This is a genomic window from Alteromonas sp. W364, assembly GCF_031846205.1.
Taxonomy (GTDB): domain Bacteria; phylum Pseudomonadota; class Gammaproteobacteria; order Enterobacterales; family Alteromonadaceae; genus Glaciecola; species Glaciecola blandensis.
The window spans coordinates 170670-188716 of record NZ_JAVRID010000009.1 but is presented as its reverse complement, the minus strand read 5'-3'; the positions used below and the strand labels follow the sequence as shown (position 1 = coordinate 188716).

Genomic DNA, 18047 nt, shown 5'->3' with positions numbered 1-18047 from the left:
TTGCTCCTATCGCTCTAACAAAGCTTTGGCAGCTGACGAGGCAGCTTCAAAAGATAGCTCGGTGTTCAGTCCGAAAACGATACACATAATCGCACCAATCCAAAGTGCGATAGTCATTGTTCTTGGCGCGCGAGCGACACCAGAATCGCCACTGGGTACATCTTGAATATGCAATTTGCGCTTACTTCTAAAATATAAGTTTTCAATGATTTTCCAGACATAGGCGATAGCTAAAACAGAGCCAATGACTATCGTACCGACAACTATCCACATGCCTTTTTCGACCGCAGCTTCGAGTAGATACCATTTCGTCACGAAACCGACCGTTCCAGGAACACCAATTAAACTTAAACCTGCTAGGGTGATTGCAGCAAATGTCCAAGGCATATCTTTGCCGAGTCCACGAAGGCTTCGCAGTTCAGTCGTATTAGCGCGATACAATAAAATACCAGCTCCTATGAACAAGGTAGATTTAATAATGGCATGGTTAAACAGGTGTAAAATTGAGGCTGTTAAACCAAGTTGATTGATAAGTGCCAATCCAATGACCATATAGCCTATTTGAGCAACACTAGAAAATGCGAGTAGGCGCTTCATTTCTACTTGTTGCCAAGCTCTAAATGACCCGTAAATGACAGCCACACACCCAAGCGAGAGCATGATTTGAGGTAACAACATATCTACCCAGTAATCGATTGGATAGAGGTCGAACAAAATGCGATATAAAACGTAAATACTGACCTTTGTAGCGGTTGCAGATAAAAATACGCTAACTGCTGATGGCGCCTGACCATAAGCATTCGGTAACCAGCTATGTAAAGGGAAGATAGCGGCTTTCAGCGCGATTCCCATTACCATAAAAATGAGTGCGGTTTCGACCAATTGCATGTCTGCAAAACTTGGAAAGCGATTAGCAATATCTGCTGTATTTAAACTTCCTGAGGCAGCAAAAAGGAAACCGACACCAATTAAGAAAAAGGTTGCACCGATAGTGCCCAAAATAAGATAAGAAAACGCAGCAGTAAGTGCTTTTCTATGTTTGCCCATGCTGATAAGTGCATAGGTAGATAGTGACGATATTTCTAAAAATACGAAAAGATTAAAGATATCGCCGGTCAGTGCAATGCCTAATAAACCCAATAAGCAGAGTTGAAATGCCGCATAGAACAAGGGGATAGTTTTCTTGTCGATCTCGTCGGGAACACTGCGATAGGCAAACAGGCAAGATAATGAGGCAATACCACTGACTATTACAGCGATGAATGCATTCAATGAGTCAATTTTATATTCGATACCCCAGGGTGGACGCCAACCTCCTAATTCATATATGACATGACGACCGTCACTGACTTCATACAGTATATATAGAGAAATGAGGAGCGATATAGAGGAAACGATTAAGGTCAAAGCCCAAGTGATTTTCTCCGATGGTATCAACGCAGTAATCGGCGCTACCATCAATGGAATAACAATCAGTAAAATGGTGAGTTGTTCCATTATTCTTTTTCGTCCATTTCGTTAATTTCTGATTCTTCCACACTGTTGTAAGCTTCTTTAATTCTGATCACTAATGCGAACCCCAGGGCAGTCGTGGCAACGCCAACAACAATTGCCGTTAGCATCAATACCTGAGGTAATGGATTTGAGTACAAAGTGTATTTATCGTCAACTATGGGAACGGTGCCGCCCGTTACCTTTCCTAAACTCACGTAAAACAAAATAACCGCTGTTTGAAAGATGGCTAAGCCTGCTAGCTTCTTAATTAAATTAGAACGGCTCATCAAAGTATATAAACCGACCATCATAACGGCCACTATCAACCAGTAATTGATATGACCAAGGATGTATTCCATCATTCTGGGGCAACCCTCCGCGCAAAAGTAAAGAACAATAGCACCATCACAGAAGCAACGGTTAGACCTACTCCGAGCTCAATGATAATGATGCCAATATGTTGTCCTGCAATTGCAGTAGAGGCGAGTACACTATAGTTCAAAAAGTTGCCTCCCAATATCATAGAAACAACACCGACGCCGCCATATAAGAGCACACCTAAGCTAGCGCCAAGTCGCAACACCCATTCAGGGATGAGCTGTAAAGCAGCGTCCAAACCATAGGTTAATGCATATAAAAGGATCGCCGAGCTAAAGATAACCCCTGCTTGGAAACCACCGCCTGGGCTATAGTCGCCATGGAACTGCACGTACAATGCGAATAAAATAATAATAGGAGAGAGCCATTTGGTGACGACGCGTAAAATGAGATCATTTGACATTTGATACCTCCTTTACTCGGATTTTTTTTCTGGCACCTAGTAGCATCAATACACCTATGCCCGCAGTCAATACAACGGTGACTTCTCCCAATGTATCAAAACCTCGATAACTTGCTAAAACAGCCGTAACCAGGTTAGGCACACCGGTTTCCTCTTGTCCTTTTTCGATGTATCTTGCAGCGACTTCTCTGTGAGGGGCACTGGCACCGTCGCCGAGTTCAGCAAGGTCATGAGTTCCGTAAATCAATAGGCCACCCATTACCACACAGATAATTAAGGGTGCTGCCCGTGATTTCTGCCTAGACACTAATTCATGTCCACTTTTTGTAGAAGCCAGGGTTACCAGCATCAGCACGGTTGAAATACCTGTTCCCACGGCAGCTTCAGTGAAGGCAACATCCGGCGCGTCAAGCACAACGAATAAGCCAGCAACAAGTAAACTATACAGGCCAAATAACATTGCCATAGCGAACAAGTGCCCTGTTTTCAGCACGGCTAGCGCCATGACCAACAAAAAAACTAAAAGGACTAAATTAACGACAAGGCTCATTTTTGCTCCTTATCAGAGTGGGCAGGAGTCACATGGATTTTTTGATTATGTATTAAGCCCCAACGCCATGCATTATTTGCTAAGGCATAGGAAGAAACTGGACTTGTGAATAATAGGAATAAAAAGATGAGAACTAACTTCGCAATCACGTTAACTGAGTCTGCGTGACAAGCTAAACCACTCAGTATGAGGAAAGAACAAAGGGTGTCAGTGATCCCAACTGCATGCAAGCGAGCATACATGTCCGGTAATCGAATTAGCCCAAATGCGCCGACTACGCCAAGAAAACAACCTATTCCAATGAGAATAAAGCCAACTATCTCAAGCATCATGTTTCTCCTGTACTTTAGGAACATCTTCTTTGGTCAAGCCCTGGTCTTGCAGTTCCTCTTTGCTGTTGGCAAAAAACTTTCCGCGTTCGACTAGACGCAAAGCGGCGATAACCCCCACAAAATTCAGCAATGAGTACAACAGAGAAATATCAAGCAAGTCATGTCGACCGGAGAAAAAAGCATAGATGGCAACTAACAATACCGCTTTGGTCCCGAACAAGTTGACGGCAAGTATTCGGTCGAAGACGGTTGGTCCAAGCAAGGCTCTGCAAACACCCAGCGCCATAGCGATAAGAATGGCTAATCCTGCTACTAAATAATATTCGGTCATTAACTATTGTTCTCTACGGTTTTAACTTGATATTGGGCAGGCATGATATTCAAAATATCGCCATCAGCTAAATCTTGAGCGCCTTGCTCGCTGATAGTATGCACAAGCAAAGTGTGGTCAGATAGGGCAATACTCGCAGAGCCAGGTGTGAGTGTTATTGCATTCGCATATACCACTTTCGCTACATCATTGTCGTAGGGCATATCAATAGTAATAAAAGTTGATTGAACTGGCCTAATACCTAGCACTCTCAGTGTGACATCAATATTAGATAGAATGATCTTGTAGAACAGTTTGAATAAAAACTTGACTAAGCTGATGGTCACAAAGAAGGTGTATTGCTCTTGGTCAATGCGCAGCATGCGCTTTGTTAACCATAATGAGATAAGGACAGAGAAGGCTCCAAAAGTTAGCATTAAAGGCTCATACATGCCGGATAGTAGTAGCCAAACGACGACAAGTATGACGCCCAATCTAAACAAATGACTCAATTCTACTCTCCTATACCTTAGTTAAACTTGCACACTTAATGTGGTGCTAATTTTTACAATGAACCTAGAGCTTTGAACTCGCAAACAATTTATTTGCAGATAATTAATGTAGCAATTCAATCAAACTAACACAATAATTGATGATAAGTCCTTACTTTATTTCATTTTGTTGGCCAATTAGTATAGGCTCTCGCTCAGGTTAACTGTCATTTATTGGGAAGTGTTTTACATTATGAACTTACAAATTACTGGTTTGTATGCGGGTTTATTAGGCTTGTTTTTTCTCTTTTTATCTTTTCAAGTAGTGAAAGCAAGAAGACGAAATGCAATTAGTTTAGGTGATGGAAATATAGATGACTTGCAGAAAGCAATTAGGGCTCATGCCAATTTTGCAGAGTATGCTCCACTATGTTTGATATTGCTTGCGATAGGCGAGCTTACCTCTTTCGCTGATGTTTTCCTGCACATTTGCGGTGCGCTTCTTCTATATGGAAGAATTGCCCATGCTTTTGGCCTTATCACTAAGTCAGGGCCAAGTTGGGGACGAGTAAGCGGTATGCTCGCAACTTTCGCAAGTCTGCTAGCGTTGTCGGTATGGAATATAAGCGTGGTAGTTTCAAAAACACTTTAAGCTCTATGAAGGGGTCGATAACTCTTTTTGCAGTGATAAAAAAACCATCGCAAAGGCGATGGTTATCATTTTTACAATCATGTTTACAATAATACTCAAAGGGTAGCCAAGGTCAGGGAATACCTTGGCTACCTGTTTTTCCTCTATTGATTCTCGATTAGGTTTGAGCCAATCTCTATCCGTCTAGGCTTCTTGGCCTCTGGAACAACGCGTTCTAAATCAATGTGTAACAAACCATTCTCTAGATCTGCATTCAGCACTTTTACGTTATCACCAAGTTGGAACTTCCGTTCGAAGTTTCGCTCAGAGATTCCTTTATGAAGAAATTTTCTCTTTTCTTCAGGGGCTTGCTCTTTTTTACCACTGACCAGTAGGGTGTTTTCCTGAACTTCGATAACGACGTTCTCTTTTGAAAAGCCAGCTACTGCCATGGTAATTCTGTATTTGTCTTCTTCCAACAGCTCAATGTTGTATGGAGGGTATGTATTTTGTTTCTCGTTCCGGGCTGCGGCATCTATCATAGATGCGAGATGGTCTGAACCAATAAAAGAACGGTAAAGTGGAGATAGATCGATAGTACGCATAGTCATATCCTTTTTCATTTAAGCAATATGTTTTTAATAATTTGCCCCGATTAATCGGCGGCGGTTTTTGTGACCCTTTCGGCGTTCACAATATAGATGTAGGTATGGAACCTTGAATTTCAAGAAAGTTTTATATGAAAAATTAAATTTTTCATATAAGTCTATGAAAAATATAAATTAAAAAATTTTATTTTTTGACTCGAATTATACTATTTCTTCTGCGATAACGCGATTACGGCCTGTGTTTTTGGCCTTGTATAAACAGCTATCAGCGTGTTTGAATAATAGCTCTGTGGTTGTTTCTTCCTTAGGAATGCAAGTTGCCACTCCTATGCTGACTTCAACTGAAAGATGTTCATCATCAAATTCAATAGGTGCTTTTTCCACTTTTCTACGGATTTTTTCAGCTAGCTGAACAACCAAGTAGTGCGCAGTATTTGGCACAATAACAGCAAATTCTTCACCGCCAATTCGAGCAACATCATCAGATTGCCGCTTAAATACACACGCAATTTCATTAGCTGTTTGTTTGATCACTTCATCGCCCGCTGCATGACCAAAGGTATCATTAATATTTTTAAAAAAGTCGATATCAATGACGAGTAAAGACAAGGGAGCTTTAGCTTGTACTTGTGTTTTCCACTCCTGTGCGAACCTATAATCGAAGGCTCTTCGATTGCTAACACCCGTTAGGCTGTCTTGATTATTGATACGTTCAAGCTCTATTTGCTGTCTAACCCGTTGTTCATACTCCTGTCCTAGTCGTCTACTCAAAGCCATCATAAACAAGCCATAAGTAACAAGCATTGCTCCCTCCAAATAGTGGGACGTTGAAAAAAACGCGCTGGTAATAAAGGGCGGAGTAACTAACGCGGTTAAATACGTGTAAGAGAGGTCCGAACGGGGTGAAAAGTTGACTAATCCACCGCTGATAATGGCGAATAAGGTCATTAACAGATAGTTGAACATAGGTTCGAAAAGCGGATTGACAAAGCTTAGTGAGAATAAAATGCTGGTCATCAGTGCGGGGACAACGGCACTAATATAAATACTTGCAACCCAAAACTTAAATGGAATGAGTTTGGTTTTAGCTCTTAACTGCGTAATCAATAAGCGGCCTGCGCCAAGAATAACAAAGCCTGATAAAATCGAGTAAAAAACGACTGGAGCGGTGTCGATAAAGCCGGTACCAAAACTGATCAAAAACCATGCCGCGCCGTAAATGAAGGCGCCATTTCTTGAACGGTTTTCAATATCCTGAAAAACTAATTGATTGTTTTTCTTTTCCATTTTTCTCAGTACTTAAACTTTAGTTTATGTTTTGACTTTAGCCTTTTAGGGGCGTTTACGCAAACCAAGCGAGAATAAAAAGGGGCGTCGTTTTTCATTGTAGCTGGTCTACATGATTAATCTTGCTTTGAAACAACACGAACCAACTCATGCTTGGGATCAGTGCCGATGCTAGATACACATTTTTGTCTTGTTCGTGTCGTATTTGGTTAACGGTTTGCTTGCGCAACAATACCGTCGCAATATCGCTACCAAACTTTGCCTCCAGTGAACTACTGCCGGCAATGTCAGGGTCATTGTGTACTTGGATTTTGCCCAAACTGTCAACAATAAATAGTTCGCCAAACTGGTTTAGTTCCGAGTTACTGAGCATACTAACAACACCATCAAAAGAAGTTGCTATGCCAGATAAACCCAGACCATTCTCTTGCCGATAGTTGACATACAAATCAACACGATGTTTGTTCTTGTCGTGATAAACGCTGATTAAGTCTTGTTGATTACTGGCGAGGTAATTGAAGTACCAGGTATCAATTTTCGGATCCAATACACGCAGAAAACCCTCATGATTCCAGTACTTGTTGCTCTGCGTGTCGGCGAATGAAGCACTGGTCAGTTCATATTCTCCTACAACGTACGCTAGTTTTTCGAGTAGTATCTTTTCTTGAACTTCAGGGTGCCCAGCGTCAACCCACTGATGAATATGTGTATCGTTGGCGATGGTATTCGCCAGTATTTTCATGTTGGCAATGCGTTTATCTATTTTTAGAGCGATATTTTGTAAGGATAAAGTAGAATCTAGCTCTGTTGCCTCTAGTACGGGCTGTTCCAACGGCTTTTGCAACGCTAGAGCAGAATAACTTTGCAAAATAATAGATAGGAAAATGATGACAGAAGAGATGGTACTCTTGTGCGGAGTCTGTTTTAGCATATTGCGGGTGCGCTTTAAAAATTATTGGTATGACTTATAAAACGGTCAAATTCTACTTAAAGTTCATTATTAAATAGCGCGATGAATCTGTTGTATCGAGAAAGTTTGTTTACTCTGAGCAGTATTTCAAAACTAATAAAACAGTAATGTAAAATGCAACAAGACGACCAGTTATCTGTGCCGCCTTTGTCGTTTTATAGCGATGCCTTATTTATGTCTAGCTTTCAGTACATCAATCGCATCATTTAAAGATAAATTGCTCGCTTGTAGCAATACAATCAAATGGTAGAGTAGGTCGGCTGATTCATTCTTTAACTCTTCTAAGTCTTGAACGGTAGCTGCTAGTGCAGTTTCAACGCCTTCCTCACCTACTTTTTGCGCAATTCGTTTAATCCCTTTACTGTACAACTGAGCAGTATAACTTGTCGATGGATCGGCGTCTTTGCGTTCAGCCAATACATTTTCTAGTTCAGCGATGAAGGTCATAGTCGGTGCTTCACTGTTAAACCAACAGGTCGTTGCACCAGTGTGGCAGGTAGGGCCATTTGCATTCGCGAGGACCAATATAGAATCAAAGTCGCAATCTGCAGAAATATCCACTAAATCAAGAGTATTGCCGGAGGTTTCACCTTTTGTCCAAAGGCGTTGCTTAGATCGGCTGAAAAAGGTAACTTTCCCAGAGCTCAAGGTATGATTGAGTGCTGCCTGATCCATGTAACCTTGCATTAATACTCTGCCAGTGTGAGCATCTTGTATTATGGCTGGGAGTAAATTATCCATTTTTTCCCATGCAAGCTGTGCAACATTATCTTGTGTTATTTTCATAATATGTCCTTTTGAGAGTCGTTTTAAGAACGCATCTCTATACCTTGCTGAGACAGCCAGGCCTTTAATTCAGGTATGTCGATTATAGATTTGTGGAATACTGAAGCCGCTAGTGCACCATCTACATCAGCTTGTTTGTATACATCAGCAAAGTGTTGCATTTCACCGGCACCGCCGGAGGCAATCAAAGGTACGTGACAAACCTCTCTCACTGCTGCTAGTTGTTTGATATCGTAACCCTTACGCACGCCATCTTGGTTCATGCAGTTAAGTACGATTTCACCAGCGCCTTTCGTTTGGACTTCTTTTATCCAATCTAGCGTTTGCCAACTGGTTTTTTGCGTGCGGGTTTCGTCCCCAGTAAATTGGTAAACTTCGTACTGTTGAGTTTTTTCATTAAAAAAACTATCAACACCAATAACCACACACTGCTGACCAAAAGTGTCATGTAGCTCTTTGATCAGGTTTGGGTTTGTCAGCGCAGGACTGTTAATAGATATCTTGTCTGCACCCATCTCAAGAATTCTACCTGCATCTTCTACAGTTTTGATGCCGCCGGCGACACAGAACGGAATATCGATAACTTGGGCAATCTTAGATACCCAGCTTTTATCAACCACTCGTTGGTCACTAGAGGCTGTAATATCATAAAATACCAATTCATCAGCGCCGGCTTTCGCGTAGCGTTGAGCTAATGGCACGATATCGCCTATGATCTCGTGATTACGAAATTTGACGCCTTTGACCACGACACCATCGCGAACGTCTAGGCAGGGTATAATTCTTCTTGCAAGCATGAATAACTCTTCTTATCGGGTTTTTGTATTTAACTATTGGTTCTTATTTTACCTTTACTAACCAATTATGCTTGTCAGGGGCTTTGCCCCATTGAATATCATTCAGTGCTTGTCTCAACTTCTGCGTTGTCGGACCCGCTTCACCATTGCCAACTTGATATTCTTTATCGTTATGAATGAATGTGCCGACTGGGGTTAACACAGCTGCCGTGCCGGATAAAGCCGCTTCGACCCCAGGTTTTGCTGCACGTTCTAATAATTCGTCAACGCTGATATTTCGTTCACTAACGGTCATGCCTAAATCCGCAGCTAGGGTGAGGATTGAGCTTCTTGTTACGCCGTGTAAGAAGCTAGAATCTAAAGCTTTGGTAATGACTTCATTGCCGTCAATCAGAATGAAATTAGCGGCGCCAGTTTCTTGTACATCACCATTTGGACAGAATAATATTTGATCCGCTTGTACTTCGCTGCGTGCCGCTAAAATAGGACCTAGAGCACTAGCATAGTTACCACCACTTTTGATCATGCCCATATGCGGTGCACAGCGCATCCCGGTTTCATCAAGTAATAATCGTAGAGGCTTTGCGCCACCTGTAAAGTAATCGCCAACCGGCGATAGTAATACGTATAGCAAAGATGTAAGAGAGGGAGCTGCAGCTTTTCCAATGGAAGCTTCTGTACCCACATGCGTAGGGCGAATATACATTGAGCCCGGAGGTTCAGGTACATCACTCGCATACTGACCAACAATGCTCAAAATCATTTGTTCAACTTGTGCTTTGTCTATCGCTGGCAAGTTCAATAACTGGCTGCTTTGTTCGAAACGATTCAGGTTTTGGTCCATTCTAAACACATAAATACCGCCATCATCATGGCGAAATGCTTTTAAACCCTCGAAGCAAGTGCTCGAATAATGCAGGACATGCGCGCCAGGATGCATTGGAATGCTTTCGGAGGAGACAAACTTCGTCTCGCTCCATGTATCATTTTCAAATGTGGTTATAGCCATTTCTGGCATAAAAACCGTACCGAACACTGCCATGTTTAATTCCTAATACTTGTTGTTGGCTAACTGCCAAATTCTACTTATTTTATAAGCCGCTATTTTACGTGATTTAAGCCCACTAACAATAGGCGAGTTGCCCTGCCCATCATTTCGCTCTATGGCGTGACTAATCTTGCCAACAGGCAATCGCTTCTTTCACAGTAAACTTGCCTTCCAGCAAGGCCCTTCCTAAAATAACACCAGCCACATTTGTGGGTTTTAATACTTCAATATCTTTCAGGTTTCCAATACCGCCTGACGCTTGCCACTGAATGTCTGGAAACTGCTTAGCAACTTCTGAATAAAGACTGTCATTAGCACCTTGTAGCGTACCATCTCGACTAATATCCGTACACAAAACGTGTTGTAAACCGACTTTAGAGTAACGCTTAATAAGTGTTTCGATAGATACGCCAGAGTCTTTCTGCCATCCGTGAGTTGCAACGAATTTGTTACCTTGTTCATCAATATTGATATCAAGAGCGAGAACGATGTGCTCAGGACCAAATTCTTGCATCCAAGCTTCGACTAACTCAGGTTGTGTAACTGCTAATGAACCAATGACAACTCTCTCAACCCCAGCGTTTAATAAACCTTGTACATCTGCTTTGGTGCGCACACCGCCGCCGCTCTGAAATCTCATTCGCTTGGTTGCTACCATATCTGAAATGAGCTGAAGTTGACGTTTCGCAGTGTCTTTGGCACCCGTTAAGTCGACAATATGCAGCCATTGCGCACCATCATCAGCATATTGATTGACAACATCAATAGGGTCGAGTTTGTACTCTGTAGTTTGTTCGTAATCGCCTTGATATAGACGAACCACTTTTCCTTCAATTAAATCTATCGCGGGAATGATCATATCTGTCCTTTACAACTGAATGAAGTTCTTAAGTAGTTGAGCACCAGCATCGCTTGAACGTTCAGGGTGAAACTGTACGCCAAAAAAGTTATCGCGATGGATAGCTGCTGAGAAATTAGGCGCATCTATTCTTGAATCATACCGGAAAGTCGCAAGAGTATGTGCATAGTCTTCAACCGCGAAACTGTGTACAAAATAAAAGTGCTCGCCATCAGGAATATCAGCAAATAAGGGGTTGTCATATTTACTCGTCACCCGATTCCAACCCATGTGAGGCAAGCGCAAGTTACCCACTTGCATGCGTTGTACACGACCAGGGATGAGATCTAAGCAAGCGGTCAAATCTGTTTTACCAAATTCACCTTCTTCAGAATCAGAGACCATCAATTGCATACCTAAACAGACGCCTAAAGTTGGCTGAGTCAGGTTTTGTAAGCAAGTGACCAAGCCTTTGCTACGAATGCTAGACATTGCGGCCGGAGCAGCACCCACTCCGGGTAAAAGAACGCGCTGGGCTTTCGCGATAACCGCAGTATCATCTGAAACCTCTACTTGCGTTCCTAAACGTTCAAACGCAAACTTGACCGAGGAAATATTGGCACAACCCGTATTAACAATAACTAAGGAGTTTGCCACTATAACGCTCCTTTGGTACTCGGCAGTGCATCACCTTGCTTGGTGATTGCTTGTCGCAAAGCACGGCCAAATACTTTAAACAGACTTTCAACTTGATGATGTGCGTTACCTTCCGTCGTAGACAAGTGCAATGACAGGCCCATGGTTTGCGCAATCGAATAGAAGAAGTGCGGCACCATTTCGGTCGCCATATCACCAACAGATTCACGCGTAAACTCAGCATCAAACTTAAGGTGTGGACGATTTGAAATGTCCATGATGCATTCTGCTCTGCACTCATCCATTGGTAATGCGAAACCAAAACGCGCAATACCGCGCTTGTCGCCCAAGGCTTTCTTTAAACATTCACCCAAGGCTAAGGCAGTGTCTTCTACACTATGATGGTCATCGATATGCAGATCACCGTCAACACTCACGTTTAAGTAAAAACCACCATGCGTGGCGATTTGATCGAGCATGTGGTCAAAGAAACCTAAGCCAGTGTGGATTTCTGGTTTTTGTTTACTGTCTAAGTTGACCTTCACTTTGATGTCGGTTTCGCTGGTGGTCCTGACTACTTCAGCAGTGCGCTCTGTGATCAATAAGCTTTGTGTGATCATTGGCCAAGTATTATTAGTAGGGTCATATTTAATACCCACAATACCCATATTTTCTGCCAGTTGAATATCAGTATCTCGGTCGCCGATGACAAACGAGCGTGTAAAATCAACTTTACCTTGTTGCAAATAGTCCTTGACCAAACCGAGTTTTGGCTTTCGGCAGGTACAATTGTCTTCGTCAAAATGAGGGCATATCAGTACATCTTCAAAGTGCACACCTTGACTGGTGAACACGTTCATCATGGCATTATGAGCTAGATCGAAGTTTGCCGTAGGAAAACTGTCCGTGCCCAAGCCGTCTTGATTGGATACCATCACAAGTTTAAAACCAGCGGCTTGAAGCTTGAGCAGTTCAGGTATGACATTCGGTTCGAAAACGAGCTTTTCTAAGCTGTCGAGTTGTTTGTCTATTGCTGGTTCTTCAACAAGAGTGCCGTCACGGTCGATAAAAAGAATAGCTTCTTGGGTCATGTTACTTTGCCTCGTTAGCAAAAAATGCAGTAATTAATGCTAATAATGTTTGATTTTGAGCTTTGTCACCAATACTAATTCGGAGACAGTTTTCTAGCGCAATTTGTTTTGATTGGTCGCGTATGAGTACTTTGTTGTCAACAAGGTGCTTCATTAATTCGTTTTTTTTCTGGGTTCTGAACAATACAAAGTTGGCTTTAATATCACCTACGATTTGAATGTCACCGACCTTACTTAGTGCGGCTTGTAATTGCGATAGCTCAGTTTTTAAGAACTCAACATCTTTAGCCACCGCACTTAGGTTTCTCGACTGTAATGCCTGACCCGCTATCTGCGCTACTGGCGCTGGGATCGGGTAGGGCGCAATCACTTTGAGCAAGGTTTGAATAATATCTGGTGACGCAAGGGTGAACCCGCAGCGCAAACCAGCAAGCGCAAAGGCTTTGGATAGCGTTCTTAGTAATACTAAATTAGGGTACTGCGCTAACAATTGGCTTTGTGTTTGTTCACTATCAAACTCGATATAAGCTTCATCAAGTACAATGATTGCTTTGTCTTTATAAGCGGCGAGTACTTTTACGATATCTTCTTGAGGGACGCTCGTTCCAGTTGGATTATTCGGTGAACAAATAAAGACAACTTTTACTTTACCGACATATGACAATACAGCGTCGATATCTACGCTAAAGTCTGCAAGCAATGGCGCGCGTTCTACACCCACATTAAAGGTTTGAGCACTTATCGCATACATGCCATAGGTTGGTGGACAAATAAGAATGCTATCTTGGCCTGGCTCGCAAAAAGCGCGAATTACCAATTCGATTCCTTCATCAGCGCCACGTGTCACTAGTGTTTGTTCAGGCTTGAGACCTGCATAGTCAGCATACGCGTTGACGACAGTGTCCGGTTGACAGTCGGGGTAACGATTGAATATTGCTGTATCGATTTCATAGTCACGATGGAACGGCGACTCGTTCGCATTCATCCACACTTGTTTTGCGTCAGCGCCAGAGCCAGCAAATAAACGACGCGCAGATTCATAAGGAGTCAATTCATTTACATAGTTAACGGTAAGTGCTTCAAGCCACTCGCTCATGGGTTTTCTCCCGAACGACTTTGCTCGTTAATGTTCGAAAGGCGCACTTTAACCGCGTTTCTGTGAGCATCAAGTCCTTCAGCGTCAGCTAAATCCATAATCGCCTGGCCAATGTTATTCAGGCCATCATAGCTAAGTTCTTGAACCGTGTAGCGACGCATAAAGTCAAGTAAGCCTAAACTAGAGTAATTCCGCGCATAACCATAGGTAGGCAATACGTGGTTAGTACCGCTAGCGTAATCGCCGGCTGATTCAGGCGAATATGCGCCTACGAAAATACTGCCTGCGTGTTTTAGGGTCGCGAGTAACTCTCTGGCGTTATCCGTTTGCACAATCAAGTGTTCCGGAGCATAAGCGTTGCTGACCTCTACTGATTGTTCAATATCGGCTGTTAGGATGTAACGACTATGCTCAACAGCTTGCCCAGCAATATCTCGACGAGACAATTGAGCGAGCTGTAACAAGACTTGTTGTTGTACCTGTTCGATAAGTGCTTGGTTATCACACACTAAAACGGCTTGTGAATCGGCGCCGTGCTCAGCTTGTGACAATAAATCTGCGGCAACGTATGCTGCATTCGCATTTGCGTCGGCAATGACCAAAACTTCTGAAGGGCCCGCTGGCATATCAATAGCTGCGCCACCCAATGCCTGACTGACTTGTTGTTTGGCTTCTGTCACAAAGCTATTACCCGGACCAAATATTTTATCTACCTTAGGAATAGTCTCGGTGCCAAATGCCATGCCAGCAATAGCTTGAGCGCCGCCACAAAGATAAATGTGTTGAATGCCACATTTCTTTGCAGCATAGCGAATCTCGGCAGCGATAACACCCTGCGGTGATGGTGGAGTACAAAGAATAGGTAACTCGCACCCTGCAACTTGAGCAGACACGCCTAGCATGAGTACAGTAGAAGGTAGAGGCGCACTCCCACCAGGGATATAAAGGCCTACTTTTTCTAGTGCGGCATGCTTTTGTTCGCAGATCACACCAGGTGCCGTTTCAATCCGAATGTCTTGGGGACGCTGTGCCTCATGAAAGCACTTAATGTTGGCATAAGCCGTATCAATTGCTGACTTTACAGCGTCACTGATTTCGCTCTCCGCGTTTTCGATCAAATCTGGATCTAAACGCAATGAGCTTAACTCAGCACCATCAAATTCTTTGGTATACGCCAGTACAGCACTGTCTTGGTTTTCGCGAACTTGGCTGACTATTTTAGTCACAGTATCACGCAGCAATACGCTGTCCTTCATTGCCGGACGGCTAAGCGCGTCGGCTTGTGCTTGCGTGCTTAAAGTGCCCCATTCAATAATTGATTGCGACGACATGACTCTTACCCCATCATTTTTTCAATTGGCATTACCAAGATGGAGCTACAACCTAGGGCTTTTAGCTTTTCCATCGTTTCCCAAAACAGTGTTTCGGCGCTGACGACATGAATAGCGACCGCTTCTTCATTACCAGCTAATGGCAGTACTGTCGGGTCCTCGGCTCCTGGTAACAAGCTTTTCACTTGTTCCAAATACGCTTTTGGCGCATGAAGCATAATGTATTTGCTTTCTTTGGCTTGCATAACACCGTCGATGCGAGGTAATAGACGATTAATCAATGCTTGCTTGTCTTCGCTTAAAGGCTGAGCTTTTTGAATCAATACCGCTTTTGACTCGAAAATAACTTCTTGCTCACGCAAACCATTAGCTTCTAATGTCGCACCTGTCGATACGAGGTCACAAATAGCATCCGCAACTCCAGCGCGCGGAGCAACTTCAACCGAGCCCGTCAACATGACTGCGCTAGCATCGATATTCTGCTCAGTAAAATAGCGCTCAAGAAGGTAGGGGTAAGTCGTTGCTACTTTGGTACCATTTAAGGATTCGATACCGGTATATTTCATTTCGTTCGGTATCGCGATAGATAAACGACAGCCGCCGTAGTCAAGGCGTCGTAGTGTTTGAAACTCTGCTGGACGTTTGGATGCTTGGCGTTCTAACATCTTCTCTTCCAGTTCATTTTCACCGATAAAACCCATGTCGACTACGCCATCCATAACCAAACCTGGGATGTCGTCATCGCGCACTAACAAGAGGTCAATTGGCTGGTTAGTTGAATGAGCTATCAATAATCGATCTCTTATTTGCAATTTGATGCCGATGGCTTTCAATAAGGCAATGCTATCGTCGCTAAGGCGACCTTTCTTCTGCACTGCTATTTTCAGTCTTTTGCTATCGCTCATTACTTCTTCCTTTTACATTTTTTAAAAGTATTACTACTAAAACTCCGTTTTGGCTTGCCTAAGCAAACAAAAAACCCCCGAAAGTTTCCTTCCGAGGGCTTCAAATTTCTAAATGGCCATGGAAAGGAAACAATACCCTTCCAGCACGAACCTGAAAGGTTATGCGTTTACGTGATGATGGTGGCCGAAATTTGTAATAGTCATGATTGTCTAATTTGTTTAAGTGCGTGAATGGTATCCAAGTTATGCATGATTATCAACTGGAAAACGCGCCTTATATGAGTTTGTTTTAAATAAGTCAGACTAATTGCTTATAAGTCCACAAATTTGCGTCCTGTTAAAGGAGAGTCGTTCATTCCCATGATTGCTTTTGCGGAGCACTCGCGTTTAATTTTTTCACTGTTTTAGTATCGAGGGTGGTCTGATTACGCATTTCATGGATGCTCTTTTGCACAGAGGTTCTAAAGACTTTCACTTCGTCCCAAAGTGCATAAAATGTATCTTTATCGTAGTTGGCAGCAAGTTCGGTATCTTTATTCGCTCGCACATCATCACTCGCTTCAAGCATAGGCCCGAGTATTTTGTAAGCGTCTTGCAGACGCGCGCTCTGCTGTTTCTCGAACAACGCAAGTGCATCATTTGAAGCAGAGGTAGTATCGGTGCTTGTTCCCGCGGTCACACTTTCTTTTTTCCATTGAGAGAAATGCGAAATATACTCGTCAAATTCAACACTATAAGCACTTTGCCACGTTCTAAGGCTTTGCACATTTATGACGTCATTGGTATCTGGATTCACAATCAGTACGGTAGGCGTCGCAAAATAGTTAGGGTAGCCGACAAAGTTCGTAACATCTCGTCTGTCTTCCAAGTAGCCGACATCAATGAACGTTGTTTCATATTGTGCTGCTAAGATTGTTTGCATTTCTGGTTTAGAGAAGTTGCTTGCTAGGCCAACACTGTCATGACACCACTCTGCGCCAAGGACGAGTAAGGCTAGTTTATTCTGTTTTTTTGCTTTTTGTAGCGTATCTTTTGCTTGCTGAAGCGGATCAGCGTGCGCTGTGTAAACGTATTCTGGCAGTACCAATGAATCACTCTTTGCTAAAGCCGCTTGTCCGAGCAGCAAATACAGCCCAGCGCTGAATAAGCATAATAGCGTCATTGGTTTAGCGGCTTTCTCGCGGATCTGATTTAGCATATTGAGCTCATTTGTGATGGTCTTAAGTGTATGTTTTGTACGATACCATCTTTTTTCGCAATGAAACATTATGAAACGAAGGATATGGGTAAAATGGCAGAAGTGTATGTATAATCGTGTTTCAACGAGAGGTAAATGAGTGAACCCATTTAAGAAAGTAAACACAAAGTTCAAAGATGCGATCCGTGATAAAGCGATATCGCGTGCTGAGACACGCATCGTGTTGGCCCAAAAGAACCCAGAAGATTTCAGCGAAGAACAGCTGGAAGTGATTGTTCAGGAAGAAGAAGCCAAGATTTATTCTACCATTAAAGAAAAAGGGATACTGGCAGTGCTTGCTGTGCTAGGTATCGGTATTTTTGGGTAAGTCATGAATAAAATTATCAACATTATATTAAGTGGTTTACTGTGGCGAAAGTACAAATTCTTTATCATTAGTCTCATCTTACTCGTCGCGTTTATATTCGTAGTGGGACAAGTGCATGATGATTATCTTCGTTATAACGAGCTTCAAGAAAACCCCACAAACATAGGGCTATCTTTTGCAGTGAAGTGGGCTATTTGGGCGCTGAGTATTGGGGTTTTCCTTACCTGTAATCACTTGTTTAATAAATATAAAAAGCAACAAAAGCAGATTGAGTCGGAGCAATCTAACTCGGCTTTAAAAAAAATCATAAGATGGAAAGCGAGCTTATCGTCGGATAGTCAATCTCGTTCAGATAAAGCGACCTCGGCTGAGCGAGAGACAAAGAGTGTTAGCAAGAACAAGTCCACTGAAGATCCATTTGCGGCAATCCGAAAGAAGAAGAAACTACGCTCATACGCTGATGTGATCATTGAGCAAAAGCCAACTAAGAAATAGTCTAC

The 18047-nt window shown here is 42.8% G+C and carries 23 protein-coding genes; 3 read left to right on the top strand and 20 right to left on the bottom strand.

Going from position 1 to position 18047, the window contains the following annotated elements:
* Window positions 1-6 precede the first annotated feature (6 nt).
* Genes RM556_RS14900 through RM556_RS14870 form a run of 7 tightly spaced genes read right to left on the bottom strand, consistent with a single transcriptional unit; the run spans window position 7 to window position 3979 of the window.
* Window positions 7-1497, bottom strand: coding sequence for a monovalent cation/H+ antiporter subunit D family protein (locus RM556_RS14900; RefSeq protein WP_311359749.1), 1491 nt, complete (start codon window positions 1495-1497; stop codon window positions 7-9).
* Window positions 1497-1856, bottom strand: a complete 360-nt coding sequence (locus RM556_RS14895) for a cation:proton antiporter subunit C (protein ID WP_311359750.1) — start codon at window positions 1854-1856, stop codon at window positions 1497-1499. The genes RM556_RS14900 and RM556_RS14895 overlap by 1 nt, the downstream gene beginning before the upstream one ends.
* Complete coding sequence (locus RM556_RS14890) at window positions 1853-2275, bottom strand: Na(+)/H(+) antiporter subunit B (protein WP_311374976.1); 423 nt, start codon at window positions 2273-2275, stop codon at window positions 1853-1855. The genes RM556_RS14895 and RM556_RS14890 overlap by 4 nt, the downstream gene beginning before the upstream one ends.
* Window positions 2265-2825 (bottom strand): DUF4040 domain-containing protein, encoded by a 561-nt coding sequence (locus RM556_RS14885; RefSeq protein WP_311359752.1) that lies wholly within the window; start codon window positions 2823-2825, stop codon window positions 2265-2267. The genes RM556_RS14890 and RM556_RS14885 overlap by 11 nt, the downstream gene beginning before the upstream one ends.
* Entirely contained in the window at window positions 2822-3157 is a 336-nt protein-coding gene (mnhG, locus tag RM556_RS14880; RefSeq protein WP_311359753.1) for a monovalent cation/H(+) antiporter subunit G, read from the bottom strand. The genes RM556_RS14885 and mnhG overlap by 4 nt, the downstream gene beginning before the upstream one ends.
* Entirely contained in the window at window positions 3147-3488 is a 342-nt protein-coding gene (locus tag RM556_RS14875) for a monovalent cation/H+ antiporter complex subunit F (RefSeq protein ID WP_311359754.1), read from the bottom strand. Before RM556_RS14875 ends, mnhG begins: the two co-directional genes overlap by 11 nt.
* Window positions 3488-3979 carry a Na+/H+ antiporter subunit E gene (locus RM556_RS14870; protein WP_311359755.1) on the bottom strand — a complete coding sequence of 164 codons (492 nt, stop codon included), beginning with the start codon at window positions 3977-3979 and terminating at the stop codon, window positions 3488-3490. The genes RM556_RS14875 and RM556_RS14870 overlap by 1 nt, the downstream gene beginning before the upstream one ends.
* Before the next feature lie 232 nt (window positions 3980-4211).
* Here RM556_RS14870 and RM556_RS14865 point away from each other — a divergent pair, with 232 nt between their 5' ends.
* Window positions 4212-4610, top strand: coding sequence for an MAPEG family protein (locus tag RM556_RS14865; protein WP_311374975.1), 399 nt, complete (start codon window positions 4212-4214; stop codon window positions 4608-4610).
* Window positions 4611-4753: 143 nt separating this feature from the next.
* Here the strand turns inward: RM556_RS14865 and RM556_RS14860 are convergent, their stop codons facing one another.
* The 13 genes from RM556_RS14860 to RM556_RS14800 all read right to left on the bottom strand — a co-directional run bounded on the left by RM556_RS14860 (window position 4754) and on the right by RM556_RS14800 (window position 17180).
* The gene (locus tag RM556_RS14860) at window positions 4754-5194 is read right to left on the bottom strand and encodes an Hsp20 family protein (RefSeq protein ID WP_311359757.1); all 441 of its coding nucleotides are present in this window, start codon (window positions 5192-5194) and stop codon (window positions 4754-4756) included.
* 204 nt (window positions 5195-5398) lie between these two features.
* Entirely contained in the window at window positions 5399-6484 is a 1086-nt protein-coding gene (locus tag RM556_RS14855; protein WP_311359758.1) for a GGDEF domain-containing protein, read from the bottom strand.
* 94 nt (window positions 6485-6578) lie between these two features.
* A complete protein-coding gene (locus RM556_RS14850; RefSeq protein WP_311374974.1) occupies window positions 6579-7415 on the bottom strand; it encodes a chemotaxis protein in 837 nt (278 codons plus the stop codon).
* 207 nt (window positions 7416-7622) lie between these two features.
* Window positions 7623-8240, bottom strand: a complete 618-nt coding sequence (gene hisIE / locus RM556_RS14845; protein WP_311359760.1) for a bifunctional phosphoribosyl-AMP cyclohydrolase/phosphoribosyl-ATP diphosphatase HisIE — start codon at window positions 8238-8240, stop codon at window positions 7623-7625.
* Window positions 8241-8263: 23 nt separating this feature from the next.
* Window positions 8264-9037, bottom strand: coding sequence for an imidazole glycerol phosphate synthase subunit HisF (hisF, locus tag RM556_RS14840; RefSeq protein ID WP_311359761.1), 774 nt, complete (start codon window positions 9035-9037; stop codon window positions 8264-8266).
* Between the two features lie 43 nt (window positions 9038-9080).
* Entirely contained in the window at window positions 9081-10079 is a 999-nt protein-coding gene (locus tag RM556_RS14835) for a branched-chain amino acid aminotransferase (RefSeq protein ID WP_311374973.1), read from the bottom strand.
* Window positions 10080-10209: 130 nt separating this feature from the next.
* Window positions 10210-10944, bottom strand: coding sequence for a 1-(5-phosphoribosyl)-5-[(5-phosphoribosylamino)methylideneamino]imidazole-4-carboxamide isomerase (gene hisA / locus RM556_RS14830; RefSeq protein ID WP_311359763.1), 735 nt, complete (start codon window positions 10942-10944; stop codon window positions 10210-10212).
* Window positions 10945-10953: 9 nt separating this feature from the next.
* Window positions 10954-11583 carry an imidazole glycerol phosphate synthase subunit HisH gene (gene hisH / locus RM556_RS14825; RefSeq protein WP_311360702.1) on the bottom strand — a complete coding sequence of 210 codons (630 nt, stop codon included), beginning with the start codon at window positions 11581-11583 and terminating at the stop codon, window positions 10954-10956.
* Window positions 11580-12650 carry a bifunctional histidinol-phosphatase/imidazoleglycerol-phosphate dehydratase HisB gene (gene hisB / locus RM556_RS14820; protein WP_311374972.1) on the bottom strand — a complete coding sequence of 357 codons (1071 nt, stop codon included), beginning with the start codon at window positions 12648-12650 and terminating at the stop codon, window positions 11580-11582. Before hisB ends, hisH begins: the two co-directional genes overlap by 4 nt.
* Window position 12651: 1 nt before the next feature.
* A complete protein-coding gene (gene hisC, locus RM556_RS14815) occupies window positions 12652-13746 on the bottom strand; it encodes a histidinol-phosphate transaminase (protein ID WP_311359765.1) in 1095 nt (364 codons plus the stop codon).
* Window positions 13743-15077, bottom strand: coding sequence for a histidinol dehydrogenase (gene hisD, locus RM556_RS14810; protein WP_311374971.1), 1335 nt, complete (start codon window positions 15075-15077; stop codon window positions 13743-13745). The genes hisC and hisD overlap by 4 nt, the downstream gene beginning before the upstream one ends.
* 5 nt (window positions 15078-15082) lie before the next feature.
* Window positions 15083-15982, bottom strand: coding sequence for an ATP phosphoribosyltransferase (gene hisG / locus RM556_RS14805; protein WP_311359767.1), 900 nt, complete (start codon window positions 15980-15982; stop codon window positions 15083-15085).
* A 352-nt stretch (window positions 15983-16334) separates the two neighbouring features.
* Window positions 16335-17180 carry a thioredoxin family protein gene (locus tag RM556_RS14800; protein ID WP_311359768.1) on the bottom strand — a complete coding sequence of 282 codons (846 nt, stop codon included), beginning with the start codon at window positions 17178-17180 and terminating at the stop codon, window positions 16335-16337.
* A 139-nt stretch (window positions 17181-17319) separates the two neighbouring features.
* Here RM556_RS14800 and RM556_RS14795 point away from each other — a divergent pair, with 139 nt between their 5' ends.
* A complete protein-coding gene (locus RM556_RS14795) occupies window positions 17320-17547 on the top strand; it encodes a hypothetical protein (protein WP_311359769.1) in 228 nt (75 codons plus the stop codon).
* Between the two features lie 3 nt (window positions 17548-17550).
* On the top strand, window positions 17551-18042 hold the full coding sequence (locus RM556_RS14790) for a hypothetical protein (RefSeq protein WP_311359770.1): 492 nt from the start codon (window positions 17551-17553) through the stop codon (window positions 18040-18042).
* Window positions 18043-18047 lie beyond the last annotated feature (5 nt).

Coding starts and splice junctions, on each gene's coding strand:
- RM556_RS14900 (WP_311359749.1), bottom strand. CDS start 1,497: ATGGAACAACTCACCATTTTACTGATTGTTATTCCATTGATGGTAGCG.
- RM556_RS14895 (WP_311359750.1), bottom strand. CDS start 1,856: ATGATGGAATACATCCTTGGTCATATCAATTACTGGTTGATAGTGGCC.
- RM556_RS14890 (WP_311374976.1), bottom strand. CDS start 2,275: ATGTCAAATGATCTCATTTTACGCGTCGTCACCAAATGGCTCTCTCCT.
- RM556_RS14885 (WP_311359752.1), bottom strand. CDS start 2,825: ATGAGCCTTGTCGTTAATTTAGTCCTTTTAGTTTTTTTGTTGGTCATG.
- mnhG (WP_311359753.1), bottom strand. CDS start 3,157: ATGATGCTTGAGATAGTTGGCTTTATTCTCATTGGAATAGGTTGTTTT.
- RM556_RS14875 (WP_311359754.1), bottom strand. CDS start 3,488: ATGACCGAATATTATTTAGTAGCAGGATTAGCCATTCTTATCGCTATG.
- RM556_RS14865 (WP_311374975.1), top strand. CDS start 4,212: ATGAACTTACAAATTACTGGTTTGTATGCGGGTTTATTAGGCTTGTTT.
- RM556_RS14860 (WP_311359757.1), bottom strand. CDS start 5,194: ATGCGTACTATCGATCTATCTCCACTTTACCGTTCTTTTATTGGTTCA.
- RM556_RS14855 (WP_311359758.1), bottom strand. CDS start 6,484: ATGGAAAAGAAAAACAATCAATTAGTTTTTCAGGATATTGAAAACCGT.
- RM556_RS14850 (WP_311374974.1), bottom strand. CDS start 7,415: ATGCTAAAACAGACTCCGCACAAGAGTACCATCTCTTCTGTCATCATT.
- hisIE (WP_311359760.1), bottom strand. CDS start 8,240: ATGAAAATAACACAAGATAATGTTGCACAGCTTGCATGGGAAAAAATG.
- hisF (WP_311359761.1), bottom strand. CDS start 9,037: ATGCTTGCAAGAAGAATTATACCCTGCCTAGACGTTCGCGATGGTGTC.
- RM556_RS14835 (WP_311374973.1), bottom strand. CDS start 10,079: ATGGCAGTGTTCGGTACGGTTTTTATGCCAGAAATGGCTATAACCACA.
- hisA (WP_311359763.1), bottom strand. CDS start 10,944: ATGATCATTCCCGCGATAGATTTAATTGAAGGAAAAGTGGTTCGTCTA.
- hisB (WP_311374972.1), bottom strand. CDS start 12,650: ATGACCCAAGAAGCTATTCTTTTTATCGACCGTGACGGCACTCTTGTT.
- hisC (WP_311359765.1), bottom strand. CDS start 13,746: ATGAGCGAGTGGCTTGAAGCACTTACCGTTAACTATGTAAATGAATTG.
- hisD (WP_311374971.1), bottom strand. CDS start 15,077: ATGTCGTCGCAATCAATTATTGAATGGGGCACTTTAAGCACGCAAGCA.
- hisG (WP_311359767.1), bottom strand. CDS start 15,982: ATGAGCGATAGCAAAAGACTGAAAATAGCAGTGCAGAAGAAAGGTCGC.
- RM556_RS14800 (WP_311359768.1), bottom strand. CDS start 17,180: ATGCTAAATCAGATCCGCGAGAAAGCCGCTAAACCAATGACGCTATTA.
- RM556_RS14790 (WP_311359770.1), top strand. CDS start 17,551: ATGAATAAAATTATCAACATTATATTAAGTGGTTTACTGTGGCGAAAG.